The organism is Endobacterium panacihumi, from assembly GCF_050847465.1.
In the GTDB taxonomy this organism is placed as follows: domain Bacteria; phylum Pseudomonadota; class Alphaproteobacteria; order Rhizobiales; family Rhizobiaceae; genus Neorhizobium; species Neorhizobium panacihumi.
Window position 1 is genome coordinate 501,331 of the sequence record NZ_JBOZRA010000002.1, and the last position, 16,859, is coordinate 518,189.

The window sequence follows — 16,859 nt, forward strand, 5'->3', positions numbered from 1 at the left end:
CTTCGAGGGCTACACGCGCGGTTTATGGTTAACCAAACGTTAGCGCCGGCTTTTCCTGCGCGGAATCGGCCTCGTTACTCTCTGATTTCGTTGATCGATTTCGGATTTGTGAATTTATTGTGACAGACATCAGCGACTGCACGGAATATTCGGGCGCGATCTCCTGATAGGAGATGACCGGCAGTTCGATATCGTTACGCATAAGGTAATTGCGCATGACGCGGCGGATATCGAGCGAGGTCAGAAGCACCGCCGTCTGCTGGTCGCCACCATCGGAAAGTGCCTGGCGCAGTTGCGACAGCATGGCGCGTGACGCGTCTTCCGGAAGGGCCAGCATCTTGCCGACGCCTGTGCTCTTGATGGCGTTGCGGATGGCGTCTTCGGCAGCGCGTGACAGGACATAGGCCGAGAGAACGCGGTTGAGCTGGGCATGACGGTGGCAGATCTGGCGGGCAAGCGCGATGCGAACGCGTTCCGTCAGAAGCAGCGTATCGGTTTCGCGGCCACCCCATTCGACCAGCGCCTCCAGAATGGCGCGCAGATTGCCGATCGGCACATCCTCTTCCACCAGCCGGCGCAGGATATCGGAGAGCTTGTTGAGCGGCACGACGCGCGTCGCTTCCTTCACCAGCTCGGAATATTCGCCTTCCATCAGGGTCAAGAGTTCGCGGGTTTCCTGAATGCCGATGAAATGCGCCGCATATCGCCGCAGCGAATGCGACAGGCTTTTGGCTAGCGCCGCCGCCGGATCATGGAAACCGATGCCGGCTTCGGAGAGCGATTCCGCTTCGTCGGCGCCGATCCAGATGGCACGCTGACCGGCCACCTGCGCGGGGCCTTGCAGGCGCGGCACCTGCAGCAGGTCGAGATGCATCGGATCGTCGTTCAGCAGCAGGGCGTTTTTCGGGATTTCGCCCTCGACGATCGGCACGCCCTCGAGATCGATGCGGAACCGGTCTGGTAGAAGCGCCGGGTCGGTCCGCATTTCGACGGCCGGCATTTCCAGCCCGAGATCGGCCTTCAGCATGTCACGGACATGGTCCGCCTCCAGCCGGAAACGTTCGGGCCAGACCGTCTCACCGATATGCGCGCCGACATGGGCGACGACACGGTGGCGGGTCGAACCGCTGGAGATGACGGTATGTTCGATGACCGGGCCGTCCTCGACCTCGATCATCTCGGGTTCCGGCTGTTGCACCGGTGGGGTCGCGGTCCTGGGGCGACGGCGGCCGATCGCGAAGGCGAAACCGCCGAAGAGGGCCGCGAGCGCGAGAAAAATCAGCGTCGGAAAACCGGGAACGAAGGCGGCGCCGAGAAGGATGACAGCGGCGAGCCACAGCGCCTTGTCGCTTGATCCGAGCTGCCGAAAGATCTCGGTGCCAAGATCGGCTTCGGTTTCGGAGGCAACGCGGGTGACGACCGTGCCGGCGGCAATCGAGATCAGCAGCGCCGGGATCTGGGCGATCAGGCCGTCGCCGACCGTCAGCAGCGAATAGGTGTGGGAGGCATCGCCAAAACTCATGCCGCGACTGAGCATGCCGATCAGCAGGCCGCCAATCAGGTTGACGAAAACGATGATGATGCCGGTGATGGCATCGCCTTTCACGAATTTCATCGCGCCATCCATGGCGCCATAAAGCTGGCTTTCCCGCTCCAGCCGTCCGCGGCGGGCGCGGGCTTCGGTCTGGTCGATATCACCATTGCGCAGGTCGTTGTCGATCGACATCTGCTTGCCGGGCATGGCGTCCAGCGTGAAGCGGGCCGCGACTTCGGCGACGCGCTCGGCGCCCTTGGTGATGACGATAAACTGGGCAGCCGTGATGATCAGGAAGACGACGAGACCGACGACGACTTCGCCGCCGATGACGAATTTGCCGAAGGTCGCAACGATATCACCGGCATCCGCGTGCAGAAGGATCAGGCGCGTCGTGGTGATCGACAGGGCGAGACGGAACAGCGTGGCGATGAGGATGATCGGCGGCAGCGAGGAAAAATCGCCGGGTCGGCCGATATAAAAGGCAACGACGAGGACGAGCAGGCTGAGCGACATGTTGACGGCGATCAGCATGTCCACCGCCAGTGTCGGCAGCGGAATGACCATCATGATGACGGCGAGCATCATGAAGCTCGCGACGATGACATCGGAGCGATAGGATGCCATGCGCGCAAAACGGTTCAGCGTGCCGAGAATGCCCGTCATAACGGCCCCCGCAATTGCAGATAGTCACGAAAGCAGCGATAGGCCTGCGGTTTGTCTTCGAGCACCCAGAAGGCGCGGGCGCGCAGCAGATGCGAGGACGGATCACCGTCGATTTCCATCAGCCGGTCCAGCGCGCCGAGCGCGCGTTCGCCCGCACCGTTTTCGATCAGGGCGGCGGCAAGGCTGCGCAGGATGCCGGGATCTTCCGGCTCGATGCGGTTGGCAATCAGCAAGAAAACGAGGCCGCGACCCTTCTGGCCGCTGCGCATGTAGATATAACCCAGCGCATGCATCAGTTCGGCGGAATCGGCGTCGGTGCGGTTCATTCCGGACCGCCTTCCTCATCGATCCGCGCCTGCAATTCGCGGCGGCGGTCGATCTCTTCCTCCAGCATCGCCTTGGCGATGGAGGTGACGTCTTCATTGGCGTCGAGATTGGGAAGGATGGCGGTGATCACATGATCGAGCAGGTTCATGCTCCGCTCATTGCCAAATATGCCGGGATCGGTGATCTCGGGCATGGTCAGCTGGTCGATTTCGCCACGCAGCGAGGCGCCATGCGCAAGACTGCCACGACGGCGCAGACGCACGGCATTCTCGAACGCCTCGATCTGCGATCGGCTGACCGGATCGGCGCGTTTGGCAGCCTCTGTGAGCGCCCGGTCCAGCCGCTGCCGATCGATTGTCACGGGCCGCAATGGTTCGTTCATTGCCAACCTCCTGAACGTCTCATGCGCATCATAAGGTCAGCTTGAACTCCTGCCCGCCGCGCACGACGAGGATCTGGCCGTTCTCGATGGATTTCAGCATCCATCCGTCCTGCAGGGCAGCACCCGGATAACGGCGTTCGCCGCGGGCATCGAGGACATAAGGATTGTCGCCGAAGAAGACGGCCTGAAAAATGAATTTTGGCGCATCGGTGAGCGCTGCAGGGGCGACGAAACTGGTCAGCACATAACGGCCGCCATGTGACTGGTCGAACCAGCGTTGTACGCCACGCCAGGCATCCATGCGCGCCGGCGGCACTTCACCGGCAACATCGATACGACGACCATCGGAGGTCACGGCCAGATTGCCGAGATCGGCCTCCGCGATTTTTTGCTGCAACGTGCCGACGATTTCGGCATCCGTGGGTGCAAGCGGCGCGGCCGGAACGGTGCCGACGATCAGGTTGTCCTCAGGCGATACAGCTTTGTGCGGCAACAGGCCGGAAATGCCAGCCTGAACGGCGACGATCGGCATCATGACAAGCGCAACGGCCAGAACCGCCAGATAGGGGCCCCAGCGCCTTGCCATCATGTTCTGTCCGCCATTGCGGCCAATGCGCAGTTTCGCGCCGCCAACCACCAATGTGACCGGCAGATTGGCGCGGCAGCCAAACCCGCGCTGAACGGGCGGGCGGCCCTCGATCACGACCGGGCCGCCAATGGCGTTGATCGCGACCTGACGGCCATAAAATCTCAATTGAAGATGTTCTTCGGCAATATCGGCGTCGGACAGCACGAGGTCACAGGTGCGGGAAGAGCCGATCGTGCAGGCGTCGCCATCGATCGGCGCGCGCACGCCATTGTGCATGCCCGAAAGGACATCCAGCGACAGCGTTCCTGGTGTCGTTGCAACAATCGCCGTGGACAGCGCATTGGCGCTGGAAGAACTCAAACTGTTCGGCGGCATGGTTGCACCCCCTTGACCGAATTCATTCGTTACACAGCCGGTTGGCGCAAACCGGCCACGAGCGCCCCTTCATGGAGCGGAGGCGGCGCGGACGCGCAATTTCGTCCGCGCCAAACCGGATTAGTTCTGCGGACGCTGCTTGGTAGCGTCGAGCTCGGTCTTCTTCTCGGTGGTGATCTCGGTGATCTTGGCCGACTTTTCGATGGCTGCGTCGAAGGCAGCTTCCATCTTAGCGATAGCCGCGTCAGAACCGCCGCCGGTGCTCGAAGGTGCAGGTACGTTTGCCATGGGTGGTCTCCATTCCTGTTTCAGGTTCATCGATACGCCGCATTGATGCGTCGCAGCGCGGCACTCTCCTCGAAAGGCCGCGACGTGGCGAAACCTAGAGGCGGTTTTCTACAGATTAACGACAAAGTGAAAATTCTTGCCGAAACATTAAGCCTGACGGCGTGTTTATGCGTATGTGCTGATGTATTTTATAGCTTAAAAGCTGTTTTTAATCATGCCATTGCGCCTCTGTGTCCATCGGGCGGGCCATGCGAAAAAGGAAATCAAAAATCTGTTCGAGGAGCGGCGTTTATTAACAACACGATCGCCGTTCATACCCTTTACGGGTCACCGGGGTCGACCATGGACGGGTGAGCGAGACGAATCTTTTCCGATCAAAAGGCGCGTGTCTGATCGGCGTTTCTTACGGTTAAATTTCATTAAAATTTCATATTGGCTTGTTCATTCGCCGGATGTGTTCCGATAGCCTTCGTGCATGATTTTTCGCTTTGCCCATCTGCCCGCGTTGAAGACCAGTGTCGCCAGCAATGCACCGCGCATTCGCGTCGCTGGTGCCGCATTGGCCTTGCTGTTGGCGGCGGGCGTGGTGCTGTCCTCACCTGCCGAGGCTGCGCCGGCCTGGTCCGGCAGCGCCTATAACTATGTCGTGCTCGATCAGGATGTGCGCGTCGCGCTGACCGAGTTCGGGCGCAATGTCGGCCTTCCCGTGGTGTTGTCCGATGCCGTGAATGGCCGGGTTCGGGGGCGAATCGAAGCAAGGACGGCGGGCGAGTTCATCGATCGGCTGGCGGCGACCAATGGGCTTGTCTGGTATTTTGACGGCTCTGTCCTGCATGTCAGCGCCGACAGGGAATTCGTGACACGGGTGATCGATGCCGGTCGCCTGCGTGGTGACGTCGTGGCCAATGAAATGCGCGACCTCGGGCTGGCCGACGAGCGGTTTTCGCTGCGCGCCGCCCGTAACGGCAATGTCATAACCGTGTCAGGACCGCCTGCTTACATCAATGTCGTCAGCCAGCTCGTCGAACGTCTGCAGCCGGAACCGGTGATCGCAGGCGATGATCCGCGTGTTCGCGTGTTTCGCGGCGGGGTGATGACGGAAGTGGTTGCGACCGGGCCAGAGAATGGTGCGTCCGGTCGTCCTCAGGAGAATGCCGCGCGAAAATGATTTTCGGCGGGGAAGACTGAAACGGGTGAGGGCGGCAAGACGCTTTCGCCCACCGATGAAAAGAGGAGCAAGACAATGGCTGTAACCCCTGTTTCCGGCGTGGATTCCGTTTCAACGACCAATGGCGAGGCTGCTTTCGATGCCGCCGTCAACAATGCGCAGGGCAGCGAAATGACGCCCGAACTGGAAGAGATGATGATCGAAGGCGCCATCGCCATCGGTGGCCAGATGATCATCATGCCGCGCGCCAACGACATCCTCAATGAGGCGATGTCCGACGAGTAATCGCTGACAGAAACGCGATTCTTTCGGAGGAAAACCGATGACGACACCGATCGTGGCTGCGGGCATGCCGCAGCCGACAGCCGTGCAGGACATGGGCGCGCAGGCCAGTCAGAACCTGTTCGAACATGTCGCGAGCCAGGCCAAGGCCCTGCCGGAAAGTGCAGGCCCGACGCAGCTTGGCCAGGAGTTGATGCAGAACCTGCAGGGATTTTTCGAACGCAGCGGCAGTTTTGCCGAGCGCGCCAGCGGCCTGACCCAGCGCACGCCACAGGCGACTGGAGGCGAACTCGTCAGTCTTGGCCCGAAAGGCGCCGGCGTGACCGATCTTTCGCAGACGCGCAATTCGGCTCTGCCGGTCGATCAGAACCAGATCGACAAGGTGATCCAGTCGCTGGGCATGATGTTCGATCACTCGATCGAAACCCAGATGGTCGTGCGCGGCACGACGCAGGTTTCGGGCGCGGCCAACACGCTGTTGCGCGGTCAGTGATGCGCATGGAAAATCCGGGGCCTGTCCGTACTCTCGTCACCCCAGTCCTGTCCGCGCCGCTGAAAAAGCTCGGCAGCGCGGCGCTCGTAGCCTGCGCACTTCTGCTCGCGGGTTGTCAGCAGGATCTCTACACCAATCTTGCCGAGCGCGAGGCGAATTCCATGGTCGCGACGCTGCAGCGCAACGGCATTCCCGCCAGTCGCGTGTTGCAGGACGATGGCAAGATGAAGGTCGTTGTCGACGGCGAGCGTTTTGGCGAGGCCGTGCAGGTGCTGGAAGATGCAGGCCTTCCGAAACAGGCCTTTGCCACGATGGGCGAAGTGTTTCAGCAGGAGGGGCTGGTTGCCTCGCCGACGCAGGAACGCGCCAAAATGCTCTATGCGCTCTCGGAAGAGCTTTCGCGCACCGTGTCGGAAATCGATGGTGTGCTGTCTGCCCGTATTCACATCGTGTTGCCGGACAATGATCCGCTTCGGCGCGAGGCGTCTCCCTCCTCGGCTTCGGTGTTTATCCGTCACGAGGCGGGGTTAAAAATCGATCCGCTCATTCCGCAGATCAAGACGCTGGTTGCCAACGGCATTGCCGGTCTTTCCTATGACAAGGTTTCGGTGGTTCCGGTTGCGGCAGCCGCGGCATCGCCCGCATCCGCAAGCCAGCCTATGGTGTCTTTCCTCGGTCTGTGGATGCTGGAAAGCAGTGTTTCACGCGCCATGTGGATCGTTGGCGGGTTGGTCGGACTTGTTGTTGCCTTGGGCGTCGGTGTCGGCGCGCTTCTGCTGCGTCAGCGTGATCGAAAGACATATCAGCTGGAGAGTTTTCGATGAACGCTCTCATCGCCGACATGCATCCGGATCGGATCGCGACATGTTTTCGCACCGTCGGGGCCGATGGTCTTCCTGAAGGATTGCTGGGCGATGCCCGGTTTTCTGGACGGCTCGCAGAGATCGTCACGCGACATTACGATCTTGGGGATGCGGGTGAGACGGCGGATGACGCTGATCGAATTCTTTCGGCGCTCTCGCAAGAAAACCTCGAAAAACTGGCCATCCGTGCCGGCGTGGTTTTGCACGCGCGGCAGTTTGTGCAGGAAATCCGCGGGCCGGTTTTGGCAGCACTTGGCGAGCGGTTTGGGCCGGAGGCGCTGGATGATGCGCGTCGCCATGCGGATCTGGCTCTGGACATGGCGAGGACTGATGATCTCGATCAGCTCGAAGCAGAGGTGGTACGTGATGGTACGTCGTGTCTTGCCGCCTGGATCGACGCATTGCCGATTTCAGTGAAACGGCGCGTGCGACTGAAATGGCCGAACGACCATGCCGTTCCGATGACGGACGATGGCAGATTTCAGGAATGCGGCCCGGCCATAATGCGGCGTCTTGGCGCTGCCGAGAGTTCGGCCGCATGACGGAGATGCCCACGAGACCGCTCGCCCGGATCATCCGCGCGGAGGAGGCTGAATGCTGGACCGATGGTTACGCCTTTCTGGAGCGTGCCAAGACTGAGGCGGCGGCCATTCGCGCCGGTGCTCAGGATGAAGCGGCCAAGGCCCGTGAGGCCGGCCGCGAAGAGGGGCGCAAGGCTGGTGAGGCACAGGCTGCGGCGCTTCTGATGCGTACGCAAGCCGATGTGGAACGTTATCTCGGCTCGGTGGAGCCGATGGTCGCCATGCTGGCCATGCAGATCGTCGAGCGCGTCATCGGCAGGTTCGATGATGCAGAGCTTGTGGCGCGGGCCGCGCGTGAGGCTCTGGACGGGCTGCGGGACGACAAGGCCGTTGTGGTCAATGTTGCGCCCGAGATTTTGGGTGAGGTGCAGCAGCGTCTCGAAGCCATGACGTCCGGTGCCCTGACGGTGCGGGTGGCGGCGGACCGTCATTTGTCCGCGCGGCAATGTACGGTGACAACCGCCTCGACCAGCATCGATGTCGGCATCGATACGCAGTTGGAAGCGATCCGCGCCGCCATGCAGGACCAGTATCAGGAGCGGGGCGGCGCATGAACGAAATGCCGCGCCCGAAAAATCTCGAAAGCATCCTGCCGCGGCTGTCGCTGGCGGTATCCTCGGTCGATACGCGGCCGACACGCGGGCGTGTGCGGGAAATTCGCGGCGTCATCGTGCATGCCAGCCTGCCGCAGGCACGGATCGGCGAACTCTGCCATCTGCGCGATCCGGTGACTGGGCGGCAAGTGCCGGCGGAAGTGATCGGTTTCGAGGATGAACGCGCGGTTCTCTCGCCGATCGGCGATCTTGAAGGCATGTCGGCGCGGGCGGAAGTGATCGCCACCGGACGCTCGTTGCGCGTCCCGGTCAGCGAGGCGCTGCTGGGTCGCGTGATCGATCCTCTGGGGCGGGCGCTGGACTCTGATGCCGCCATGCTTGCAACATCCGAAACCTATCCGGTTCAGGCTGATCCGCCGCATGCGCTGAAGCGCGATATCATCGAACATCCTCTTCGTCTTGGTGTGCGCGCCATCGATGGTCTGATGACGGTGGCACGCGGCCAGCGTGTCGGCATTTTCGGGGAACCGGGCGTTGGTAAATCCTCGCTGCTGGCGTCGATCGTTGCCGGCACGGAGGCCGATGTCATCGTGGTCGGGCTGATCGGTGAACGTGGCCGCGAAGTGCGCGAATTCGTGGATGTGCAATTGACCGCCGCAGCGCGCAAAAAGTCCGTGACGGTGGTGGCGACGTCGGATCGTCCGGCCATCGAGCGCGTCAAGGCCGCCTATGTGGCGACCGCCATTGCCGAATATTTTCGCGATCAGGGGCGCAATGTGCTGCTGCTGATGGATTCCGTCACGCGGTTTGCCCGTGCGCAGCGCGAGATCGGCCTTGCCGCCGGCGAACCGCCGACCCGGCGTGGTTTTCCGCCCTCGTTTTTTGCCGCCTTGCCGCGCCTCTTGGAACGGGCGGGGCCGGGCAGGGGCGGTTCGATCACCGCACTTTATACGGTTCTGACCGAGGGTGACGGCGGGCTGGACCCGGTGGCTGAAGAAACCAAGGCCATTCTCGACGGTCATATCGTGCTGTCCGCCGAACTGGCGCAGCGCAACCACTTTCCGGCGATCGACGTCCTGAAAAGCCGCAGCCGGCTGATGAACACCGTCGCGTCGACCGGACACAATGATCTTGCCGCCAGGATACGCGAGAACATGGCGGCTTATCGCGATATCGAGCTTCTGTTGCGTGTCGGCGAATACAAGGCCGGCAGCGATGCGCGCGCGGATGCTGCCGTCAGCCGTCACGCCGCAATCGAGGCCTTTTTGCGCCAGCCGTCTGATGAGATCTGCGACATGCAGGCAACGCTCCAGCGCATGAAGGATATCGTTTCATGAGCGGCCTTTCCGATCTCTCGCAGTTGTTGAGCCTGCGTTCGCTGCGCGAAGAAAGGGCAAGGTCGGCGGTGTCGGTTGCTTCCGCCCGACTGCGCGACGCGGAGCGTGCCGTTGCACTGCTGGACGCCGAGATTGCCGAGCACGATCTGCAGACCGGCGCGCAGGAACAGCGGTTTTTCGAGGCCATGGGCATGCGGCCTGTCTCCGAAAACGAACTGGGACGGTCACGCGAACGGCTCGGCATATCGGATCAGAAGCGCGAGGCCCTGCTGACGCGCCGTGATGAGGCGGTGAGCGCCGTTGCCGAGTGCGAGACGGAACTGACGGCAGCGCAGGACGAATGGCGGCAGCGGTTGTTCGAACGCGACAAGCTGGCCGAAGCCGACAGCCGGCTGAGACGGCAGGAGTTCGCGCGGATCGATGCGGCACATGAAATGGAAGCGGAAGAGATGAGTGCAGACCGGGTGCGGTTGTCATGCTGAGGGATGCAGGGGCTCTTTTCGGACTTGGATGTGGTGGCGCAAGCGTGGCCGACGTGCTGGCAACGCCATGCGAGCCCGAGCCGGTGACATTGCCGGAGCGCCTGTCGCGCGCACGTGAGCCGATTGCCTGTGTGATCGGGGGCCGAAACGTGGCCTTGCATGCGGCACGGCCTTTCGAAGGCAATCGTTCAGTCACGGTTGCCTTCGAGATGGGCCAGGATATCGGCCGCCTGCATTTTTCCGATGCGCTGGTCGCGTGGTTGCAGCAGCCGTTGAAGCTTAAAGGCGCCCTGATCGACGAGGAGCCGCCGCAACGGGCACTCCTTCTGGAACTGGCCGGCCTCGACCTTCTGCGCCGGATCGAGACGCATGTCGGTGATGACATTCGTTTCGCAGAGGCAGCGCAGGGGGATCTGCCGCACTCGCTGGACATGGCGATCGAGGCCGAGCATGGCGCGATGCTGCCATTGCGGCTCGAGCTGACGGACCGGCTTGCGCTTGGCATGGCGGATTTTCTCGATCGGCTGCAGCCGCCAGAGCCGGCGGATTTTTCCGCAGACACGGTGGAAATCGTCATCGAGGCGGGCTCGCAGGATATTTCCGTCGAGGAACTGGACAGCCTGAGGCCCGGCGATGTGGTCATGCTCTCCGCCCGTCGGCCGGTTGCGGCTCTTGGTGGCGTGCTGGTCGCTCCCGTCCGGCGCCAGTCGGAAGGCATCGAGTTGGATGGACCCTTCCATCACCGCAGCGCGCGTGCCATGGCCGGTTCGCTTGCGGATATCCGTACCGGCCAGGATAGCCCGCATCTTCTTCATCTGATCGCCGAAAACGGGCGCACCACCATGACGCTCGGTGCGATCGACGCTTTGAAGCCGCGCCAGCTTCTGCCGCTGTCCTGTTTCGACGATCTCGGTGTCGACCTCGTTATCGACAACCGGCGTTTCGGACGCGGTGAACTGATCATGATCGGTGCCGGCCTGGGCGTCCGTATCGTTTCCCTCATGCCCGAAGCCGCAGACAGCCAGCCATCATGACAGAATTCCAGCCCAACCTGATCGCCATCATCATCGTCGTTTCGACGATCGGTCTTTTGCCGCTGGCGGTCGTCACCATGACGGGATTTTTGAAAATCTCCGTCGTGCTGTTCCTGATCCGCAATGCGCTCGGTATCCAGCAATCGCCGCCCAATCTGGTGCTCTACGGCATTGCACTGATCCTGACCGTTTATGTGACGACGCCGCTGGTCGGCAACATGTACCGCGCGGTGGAGAGCCGGCCGATCGATATCGAAAGTGTCGAAGGTTTGCGCAGTGTCGGTGAAACGCTGGCTGATCCGCTGCGGGATTATCTTAAGCGTTTTGCGAACGAGCGCGAGCGGCAGTTTTTCATCGAAGCGACCGAAAGTGTCTGGTCACCCGAAGCACGTGCGGATCTGAAGGACGACGATCTCGTCGTGCTGATCCCGGCCTTCGTGTCTTCGGAACTCACACGCGCCTTCGAAATCGGCTTTCTTCTCTACATTCCGTTTCTGGTCATCGATCTGATCGTTGCCAACGTGCTGATGGCGATGGGCATGATGATGGTGTCGCCGACGCTCATTTCCATTCCGCTGAAGATCTTCCTGTTCGTGGCGGTGGAGGGCTGGTCGCGGCTGATGCACGGACTGATCCTGAGCTATGGAGGATAGCCGATGGGCCAGGAAATCTTTCTCAATGAGATGAACCGGGCGCTGGTGACGGTGCTGATCGTGTCGGCGCCCGCGCTCGGCGTTGCCATCGTCATCGGCGTCGCCGTCGGTCTCATTCAGGCATTGACGCAGATACAGGACCAGACACTGCCGCAGGCGGTAAAACTGGTGGCCGTCATGCTGGTGCTGATCTTTGTCGGCCCGCTTCTGGCCGCACAGGTGGGTGCGCTCGCCAGCCAGTCGCTGGACAGTTTCGCCTCGCTGACACGGTAGGTGCAGCGATGAACCTTGCGGCGGTCACGGCAGCGCTTACCGAGTTTGCCTATCCCGTGCTCGTCGCGGCCTCGATCGCGATTGCCCGTGCGCTCGGCATGATCATGCTGACGCCGGCCTTCACGCGGCTCGGCCTCACCGGCATGATCCGCTCCTCCGTGGCCTTCGCCATCTCGCTGCCGATGATCTTTCCGATCTTCCAGCAGCTTGCGCTCAACGGCCAGCCGACCAGTTTCGATCTTGCCGGTCTGCTGATCAAGGAAATGGTGGTCGGCGCGTTGATCGGGCTGGCATTCGGCATTCCGTTCTGGGCGGCGGAAGTGGCGGGCGACCTGATCGACCTGCAGCGCGGCTCCACCATGTCGCAGCTTGTCGATCCATCCTCTGCCGGTGAATCCTCCGTCACCGCAACGCTGCTTACCATTTCGCTTCTGGCGCTGTTCTTCATGTCTGGCGGCTTCATGCTGTTGCTGGATGGTTTTTACCGCAGTTACGAACTTTGGCCGGCCGCCAGTTTTTCACCGGTGCTCGATCCCGCCGCCTTTGTCGGCATCCTGCGTGTGCTCGACCGTATCATGCAGATCGGTGCTCTGATCATTGCGCCGCTGGTGATTGCCATCCTGATCGTCGATATCATGATGGCCTTTCTGTCGCGCATGGCATCACAGCTTCACGTTTTCGATCTATCCTTGGCCGTGAAGAACCTGATGTTCTCGTTTCTGATGGTGTTGTACTTGAGTTTCATGGTGCCGCTGCTGCTCGACCAGATCGGTGCGATGCGCGGCACGTTCGAAATCCTGCGTGGTTTTGTCACCAGTGGCGAGGGTGCCTTATGAACACTCCCATTCTGCCAGCACTCGAGGGTCTGCTCGGCCTCAGTCATACGTTTTCCGAATCCGCCAGCCAGAAGAACTGGGCGGAAATAGAAGACCTGGAAAAGGGGGAGGGGGCATCCGATGGGCATGTCCGGCAACAGCTTTCCTCCGGCACGGCCCTCTCGACATTGGCCGGTCCTGCTGACCTCATGCAGCGCGCATCCGTTTTGCGGGATGGCAGAACGGACACTGCCCACATGAGGCGTGCCGGGAGCGAAGCGGAAGAACTCGCCGATGTGTCTCCGCAAAGCCCTCGATCTGCAAAAGCCGAGTTTGGCGGCAGGCTGAACACGGATGGCGGCGGAGTAACCTTCCCAGCCTCTGCGAGCGCGAGCGGCGAGACAAAAAACACGTCGCCGATACAGGCAGGACAGAGCGCCGAATGGCAGGGCGAAGCGGAGGTCATCCTCGCGCCGGCAACCAGGGAAACGTCGAAGAGACAGGCGGTCGAAACGGCTGCGGCGGACGTGGAGCAGGGATTGGCGACGTCCGGACCTGTGGGCGCGGCGCAAAAACTGCATGCCGCCGTGCGTGCGATGCCTGCCGAACAGGTTTCCGTGCTGCTCGATCATTCAGCGCCTGTCATCGCCAGGATTGTGGAACAGGCGGTTCGTGGTGAAAATTCGCCTGGCGTGACGGATGAAAAACCGCGTGATGCGAAAATGGCGCTCGTGCTCGCGCATGTGACTGCTGCCGTGGACAGGGATCCGCGATCACCGTCATCAATGCGTTTGCTGCAGGATCTTTGCGCGATCATACTGTCGCCTGCCAATCAGAACGACAACGCCACATTTTCCGGCCTCACGCGCACCATCGCCATCGGGGCCGGTGTTCGGCTGGTGCTGGCCGTTGCCGCCGAACTCGCGCATCGTGACGAAAATCCGTCCCGGGCAAAAACGCTGGTGGCGCTGATGGTTTCGGCTTTTGCGGATCTGAATGCACGCATTGATGCCGCCTATTCCGATGTCGTGAAAACGGCCGGTCCGCTCTGCCTCGAATGGCTTTCATGGCGCGATATGGGAGAAGATCAGGCGATTGCGCGCCTCGCCGCCTTCCTCAGCCGCCAGCCTGACCTGCTTGGCGACATGGCGCCGCGGCTTGAGCGCTTCGAACAGGCGGGGCTTGAGGCCTTTCGCGCGCTTCGTGATCTTTCTGCGGAAACGATCGATCCCCGCCTCGGGGAGGTTCGTTCGCACTTGCTCGCAAGCCCGAGCATGTTTGCGGCCGTTGCCGGAAGCCGGACGGCCATGCGGGACATTCGCCGAACCGCTGCCGTCGATCTTGGCGGTGATGACGAGCCGACGATTGAGATGGTTCGGCTGACGCTGACGGGTATCGGCTTCGATGCGCCGCGCGCCGCCTTTCTGGCAGAGCTGAGCGCGCTCAACGACAACGCCCTGATGCTGGGATCGGGCTGGACGGCGCTTGAGAATTTCGAACAGATGCAGACCCATGGACGGGCATTCCAGCGCTTGCTGGGCTTTTTGAACGGCCAGTTCGTGATGGCCGCAACACCCGACGTCATCGGTTTCGGCGATGACGACATGCAGGTGTGAGCGGAACGATTCTGCCCTGCGCAGCCTGTTCGGCGGGGAAGGTAAACCGGCGGAACAATCTCTTCCGCCGGCTGACTGCATTCAAAAAATCAGTTCTGCGCGCGCTGCTTGGTGGCGTCGAGCTCGGTCTTGCTCTCGGTGGTGATCTCGGTGATCTTGGCCGAGGCACCGATGGCGCGATCAAAAGCTTCGGTCATGGCGGCGATGGCTTCGACGGATGAACCTTCCAGACCACCGGCGGCGGCCCATTCGAGGTTCCAGACGCCGGACAGGCCATCTTCGCCGGCCACATCATGGGTTTCGATCGCGGTAAACACGTCCTCATGACGGACCATGTAGGATGCCGCGGCCGAAACTTCGGACGAGACATTGCCATTGGTGTTGTTGGCAAGGTCGGAAAGCTCGCGCTCATTGATCGCGGACTTGCCGTTTTCCTTCAGGTATTCGACCAGAACCTGGCTGGATTTTGCTGCATTGAGCTTCTGCTCGAAAGATGCGGAATGATTTGTTTGTGAAAGTGACGAAACGCCGGCGGGCAAAGTGACAGACATGGGAATCCTTCCTTTGGCTTCAAGACCGTTAAGATCTATTAACCACCCGCATGACGCTGGTATGAAGCTGATGCGGCACTTTCTTTGAAGGCGCGACGGGGCAGGAATTTATCGATGAGCAGTGGCTGGGGCGCCAGGATTCGAACCTGGGAATGCCGGTACCAAAAACCGGTGCCTTACCGCTTGGCGACGCCCCATCAACAGACCGGATCACTCCGCTCAAGCGAAGATTCTTGCAACCGGTCGAAACGGTGCCACCCCTTAGCAAAGCTTTGAGACATCGGCAATCCGCAGGTCAAAGCTTTTTTCGATATTGCCGGTGGTGTGAGCGGCGAACATGCCGCCCTTCAAGGGGCCGGGTTTTCAGGTGCCGCCGCAGCATGGGCCGGCGGCACCGGTGTCATCGATCAGAGAAGCGCGCTGCGGATTTTTTCCACGGCTTCGTCCGAATCCGCACCATAGGGGATAAGGCCCTTCAATCGGCCATCGGCACCGATCAGGAAGAGATCCATCGTGTGGTTCATGGAATAACCACCGCTCGGGTTGGGGCGTTTCTGCGCAAATGCCTTCCATCCGGCGATGACCTTGCGCATCTCGTCGAGATTTCCCGTCACGCCGGTGATCCGGTCGGAAAATGCGGTGACGTAACCCTTCATGATGTCGGGCGTGTCTCGTTCGGGATCGACCGTGAAAAGGTAGGCCTTGAGCGGCTCGCCCTCCTCACCCAGTTGATTCAAATAGCCCGCCACCTCGTAAAGCGTGGTGGGGCAGACCTCAGGGCAATGGGTATAACCGAAATAGACGAGCGACGGATTGCCCTTGAACATGGATTGATCGACCGTTTCTCCCCGGTCGTTGACCAGGGAGAAGGCGGCGCCGAACGTGCCCGCACGCGGCGTATCCTTGGACATCCACACCATGACGCCGACCAGGACAAGCACAAAAATGCCCGAAACCGTGCCGGCGACCAGCATGAACGGATTTTTAGACGTCATTTCCCATGCTCCGCATGCGCATCATGGCCCTTGTCGCCGGCAACCGGTCCCACGGCAAACTCGACATCGACAGGGCCGGCCTTTTCGAAAACGAGCGTCGCCTTCACCATCTCCCCTTCCTTGAAGGGTTTTGCAACATTCATGAACATCACATGATAACCGCCGGGCTTCAATTCGACCGTGGATCTGGCGGGAACGGCAATGCCACCTTGCAGTTCGCGCATTTCCATGACGGTGCCGTTCATCTTCATTTCGTGAAACTCGACGCTGCTCGCCCGCTCCGAGCTGGCGCTGACGAGGCGATCGGCATCGCCCGCATTGGTGATCTTCAGATAACCGCCGCCGACCTTGGCGACAGGCAGCATGGCGCGTGAATAGGGATGGCCGATCTCGATCTGGCCGACCTTGAATTCATGCGCCTGGGCGGGTGCGAAAGCCAGAATGGAGCCGAGTGCGGCATAGATGCCGATGTGTTTCCTGAGCATAATGTCCTCCAAAAATGCGCTCGGCCGGTTCGTATGCGGTGTGTTGCCCGGCAGGCGAGGGGAGCGCGAATATGAAACGAGAGATACCGCCTTGGGCATGTCTCCTGAGAGCGGATGTGAACACGCGGATTTCTCAGGATTTGGCCGGTGGGGCGCGCGGTTCGGCCAGCAGGCGGCGCTGCGGCGATAGAACGGCGATATCCGCCTGATGCGGTTCCGGACCGTCGGCCAGCACTGCCGAACGGACGACGACGGCGATGCCGGGAAGAATGGCGGGCATCGCAGAATTGGCGAGGCGGCAGAGCATCGCGCACGGGCATTCCACGCTCTTCCTGAGCGGATTGTCGTTTTTCTCCGAAGCATTGTCGACAATGCCCGTTGATGCGCAAATCGCGTGGAACGGATTTTCGGCCGGGCTGATTGTTGATGCGCGGGCATAACCGCCCGTCAACGCCTGCAGAACGAGCACATAAGCGATGATCACCGCCATTGCGGTGGCCAGTATCCTGTCGGATA

Annotated in this window: 23 protein-coding genes and 1 tRNA gene; 14 read left to right on the top strand and 10 right to left on the bottom strand. The window is 61.2% G+C overall.

Annotated elements, in window-relative coordinates; translation table 11 throughout:
- Window positions 1–28: 28 nt before the first annotated feature.
- The 5 genes from sctV to ACRQ1B_RS14150 all read right to left on the bottom strand — a co-directional run bounded on the left by sctV (window position 29) and on the right by ACRQ1B_RS14150 (window position 4,161).
- Window positions 29–2,200 carry a type III secretion system export apparatus subunit SctV gene (gene sctV / locus ACRQ1B_RS14130; RefSeq protein WP_432294322.1) on the bottom strand — a complete coding sequence of 724 codons (2,172 nt, stop codon included), beginning with the start codon at window positions 2,198–2,200 and terminating at the stop codon, window positions 29–31.
- A complete protein-coding gene (locus tag ACRQ1B_RS14135) occupies window positions 2,197–2,526 on the bottom strand; it encodes a tetratricopeptide repeat protein (RefSeq protein WP_432294323.1) in 330 nt (109 codons plus the stop codon). The genes sctV and ACRQ1B_RS14135 overlap by 4 nt, the downstream gene beginning before the upstream one ends.
- Complete coding sequence (locus ACRQ1B_RS14140; protein ID WP_432294324.1) at window positions 2,523–2,909, bottom strand: hypothetical protein; 387 nt, start codon at window positions 2,907–2,909, stop codon at window positions 2,523–2,525. The genes ACRQ1B_RS14135 and ACRQ1B_RS14140 overlap by 4 nt, the downstream gene beginning before the upstream one ends.
- A 28-nt stretch (window positions 2,910–2,937) precedes the next feature.
- Complete coding sequence (locus ACRQ1B_RS14145; protein ID WP_432294325.1) at window positions 2,938–3,873, bottom strand: SctD/MshK family protein; 936 nt, start codon at window positions 3,871–3,873, stop codon at window positions 2,938–2,940.
- Window positions 3,874–3,993: 120 nt separating this feature from the next.
- The gene (locus ACRQ1B_RS14150) at window positions 3,994–4,161 is read right to left on the bottom strand and encodes a hypothetical protein (RefSeq protein WP_432294326.1); all 168 of its coding nucleotides are present in this window, start codon (window positions 4,159–4,161) and stop codon (window positions 3,994–3,996) included.
- Between the two features lie 42 nt (window positions 4,162–4,203).
- On the opposite strand from ACRQ1B_RS14150, the gene ACRQ1B_RS14155 reads away from it, so the two are divergent.
- From ACRQ1B_RS14155 to ACRQ1B_RS14220, 14 genes are all read left to right on the top strand, one after another.
- Window positions 4,204–4,515, top strand: coding sequence for a hypothetical protein (locus tag ACRQ1B_RS14155; protein WP_432294328.1), 312 nt, complete (start codon window positions 4,204–4,206; stop codon window positions 4,513–4,515).
- Window positions 4,516–4,636: 121 nt separating this feature from the next.
- On the top strand, window positions 4,637–5,329 hold the full coding sequence (locus ACRQ1B_RS14160; RefSeq protein WP_432294329.1) for a secretin N-terminal domain-containing protein: 693 nt from the start codon (window positions 4,637–4,639) through the stop codon (window positions 5,327–5,329).
- 75 nt (window positions 5,330–5,404) lie between these two features.
- Window positions 5,405–5,614: a hypothetical protein gene (locus tag ACRQ1B_RS14165; protein ID WP_432294330.1), complete on the top strand. Its 210-nt coding sequence runs from the start codon at window positions 5,405–5,407 to the stop codon at window positions 5,612–5,614.
- A gap of 37 nt (window positions 5,615–5,651) precedes the next feature.
- Complete coding sequence (locus tag ACRQ1B_RS14170; protein ID WP_432294331.1) at window positions 5,652–6,104, top strand: hypothetical protein; 453 nt, start codon at window positions 5,652–5,654, stop codon at window positions 6,102–6,104.
- On the top strand, window positions 6,104–6,928 hold the full coding sequence (gene sctJ / locus ACRQ1B_RS14175; protein WP_432294332.1) for a type III secretion system inner membrane ring lipoprotein SctJ: 825 nt from the start codon (window positions 6,104–6,106) through the stop codon (window positions 6,926–6,928). The genes ACRQ1B_RS14170 and sctJ overlap by 1 nt, the downstream gene beginning before the upstream one ends.
- Window positions 6,925–7,509, top strand: a complete 585-nt coding sequence (locus ACRQ1B_RS14180) for a hypothetical protein (RefSeq protein WP_432294333.1) — start codon at window positions 6,925–6,927, stop codon at window positions 7,507–7,509. The genes sctJ and ACRQ1B_RS14180 overlap by 4 nt, the downstream gene beginning before the upstream one ends.
- A gap of 5 nt (window positions 7,510–7,514) precedes the next feature.
- A complete protein-coding gene (gene sctL / locus ACRQ1B_RS14185) occupies window positions 7,515–8,102 on the top strand; it encodes a type III secretion system stator protein SctL (protein ID WP_432294334.1) in 588 nt (195 codons plus the stop codon).
- Complete coding sequence (locus ACRQ1B_RS14190) at window positions 8,099–9,439, top strand: FliI/YscN family ATPase (RefSeq protein WP_432294335.1); 1,341 nt, start codon at window positions 8,099–8,101, stop codon at window positions 9,437–9,439. Before sctL ends, ACRQ1B_RS14190 begins: the two co-directional genes overlap by 4 nt.
- Window positions 9,436–9,921 carry a type III secretion system stalk subunit SctO gene (gene sctO, locus ACRQ1B_RS14195; RefSeq protein WP_432294336.1) on the top strand — a complete coding sequence of 162 codons (486 nt, stop codon included), beginning with the start codon at window positions 9,436–9,438 and terminating at the stop codon, window positions 9,919–9,921. The genes ACRQ1B_RS14190 and sctO overlap by 4 nt, the downstream gene beginning before the upstream one ends.
- A complete protein-coding gene (locus ACRQ1B_RS14200) occupies window positions 9,915–10,955 on the top strand; it encodes a FliM/FliN family flagellar motor switch protein (RefSeq protein WP_432294337.1) in 1,041 nt (346 codons plus the stop codon). The genes sctO and ACRQ1B_RS14200 overlap by 7 nt, the downstream gene beginning before the upstream one ends.
- A complete protein-coding gene (sctR, locus tag ACRQ1B_RS14205; protein WP_432294338.1) occupies window positions 10,952–11,608 on the top strand; it encodes a type III secretion system export apparatus subunit SctR in 657 nt (218 codons plus the stop codon). The genes ACRQ1B_RS14200 and sctR overlap by 4 nt, the downstream gene beginning before the upstream one ends.
- A 3-nt stretch (window positions 11,609–11,611) precedes the next feature.
- Complete coding sequence (locus ACRQ1B_RS14210; RefSeq protein ID WP_432294339.1) at window positions 11,612–11,881, top strand: EscS/YscS/HrcS family type III secretion system export apparatus protein; 270 nt, start codon at window positions 11,612–11,614, stop codon at window positions 11,879–11,881.
- A gap of 8 nt (window positions 11,882–11,889) precedes the next feature.
- Window positions 11,890–12,717: a type III secretion system export apparatus subunit SctT gene (gene sctT / locus ACRQ1B_RS14215; protein ID WP_432294340.1), complete on the top strand. Its 828-nt coding sequence runs from the start codon at window positions 11,890–11,892 to the stop codon at window positions 12,715–12,717.
- Window positions 12,714–14,312: a hypothetical protein gene (locus ACRQ1B_RS14220; protein ID WP_432294341.1), complete on the top strand. Its 1,599-nt coding sequence runs from the start codon at window positions 12,714–12,716 to the stop codon at window positions 14,310–14,312. Before sctT ends, ACRQ1B_RS14220 begins: the two co-directional genes overlap by 4 nt.
- 89 nt (window positions 14,313–14,401) lie before the next feature.
- Here the strand turns inward: ACRQ1B_RS14220 and ACRQ1B_RS14225 are convergent, their stop codons facing one another.
- From ACRQ1B_RS14225 to ACRQ1B_RS14245, 5 genes are all read right to left on the bottom strand, one after another.
- Window positions 14,402–14,863, bottom strand: coding sequence for a hypothetical protein (locus ACRQ1B_RS14225; protein WP_432294342.1), 462 nt, complete (start codon window positions 14,861–14,863; stop codon window positions 14,402–14,404).
- A 122-nt stretch (window positions 14,864–14,985) separates the two neighbouring features.
- Window positions 14,986–15,060, bottom strand: a tRNA-Gln gene (locus ACRQ1B_RS14230).
- 210 nt (window positions 15,061–15,270) lie between these two features.
- Complete coding sequence (locus ACRQ1B_RS14235) at window positions 15,271–15,858, bottom strand: SCO family protein (RefSeq protein WP_432294343.1); 588 nt, start codon at window positions 15,856–15,858, stop codon at window positions 15,271–15,273.
- Window positions 15,855–16,343, bottom strand: a complete 489-nt coding sequence (locus ACRQ1B_RS14240; RefSeq protein ID WP_432294344.1) for a copper chaperone PCu(A)C — start codon at window positions 16,341–16,343, stop codon at window positions 15,855–15,857. The genes ACRQ1B_RS14235 and ACRQ1B_RS14240 overlap by 4 nt, the downstream gene beginning before the upstream one ends.
- Before the next feature lie 133 nt (window positions 16,344–16,476).
- A complete protein-coding gene (locus ACRQ1B_RS14245; protein WP_432294346.1) occupies window positions 16,477–16,833 on the bottom strand; it encodes a hypothetical protein in 357 nt (118 codons plus the stop codon).
- Window positions 16,834–16,859: the final 26 nt, after the last annotated feature.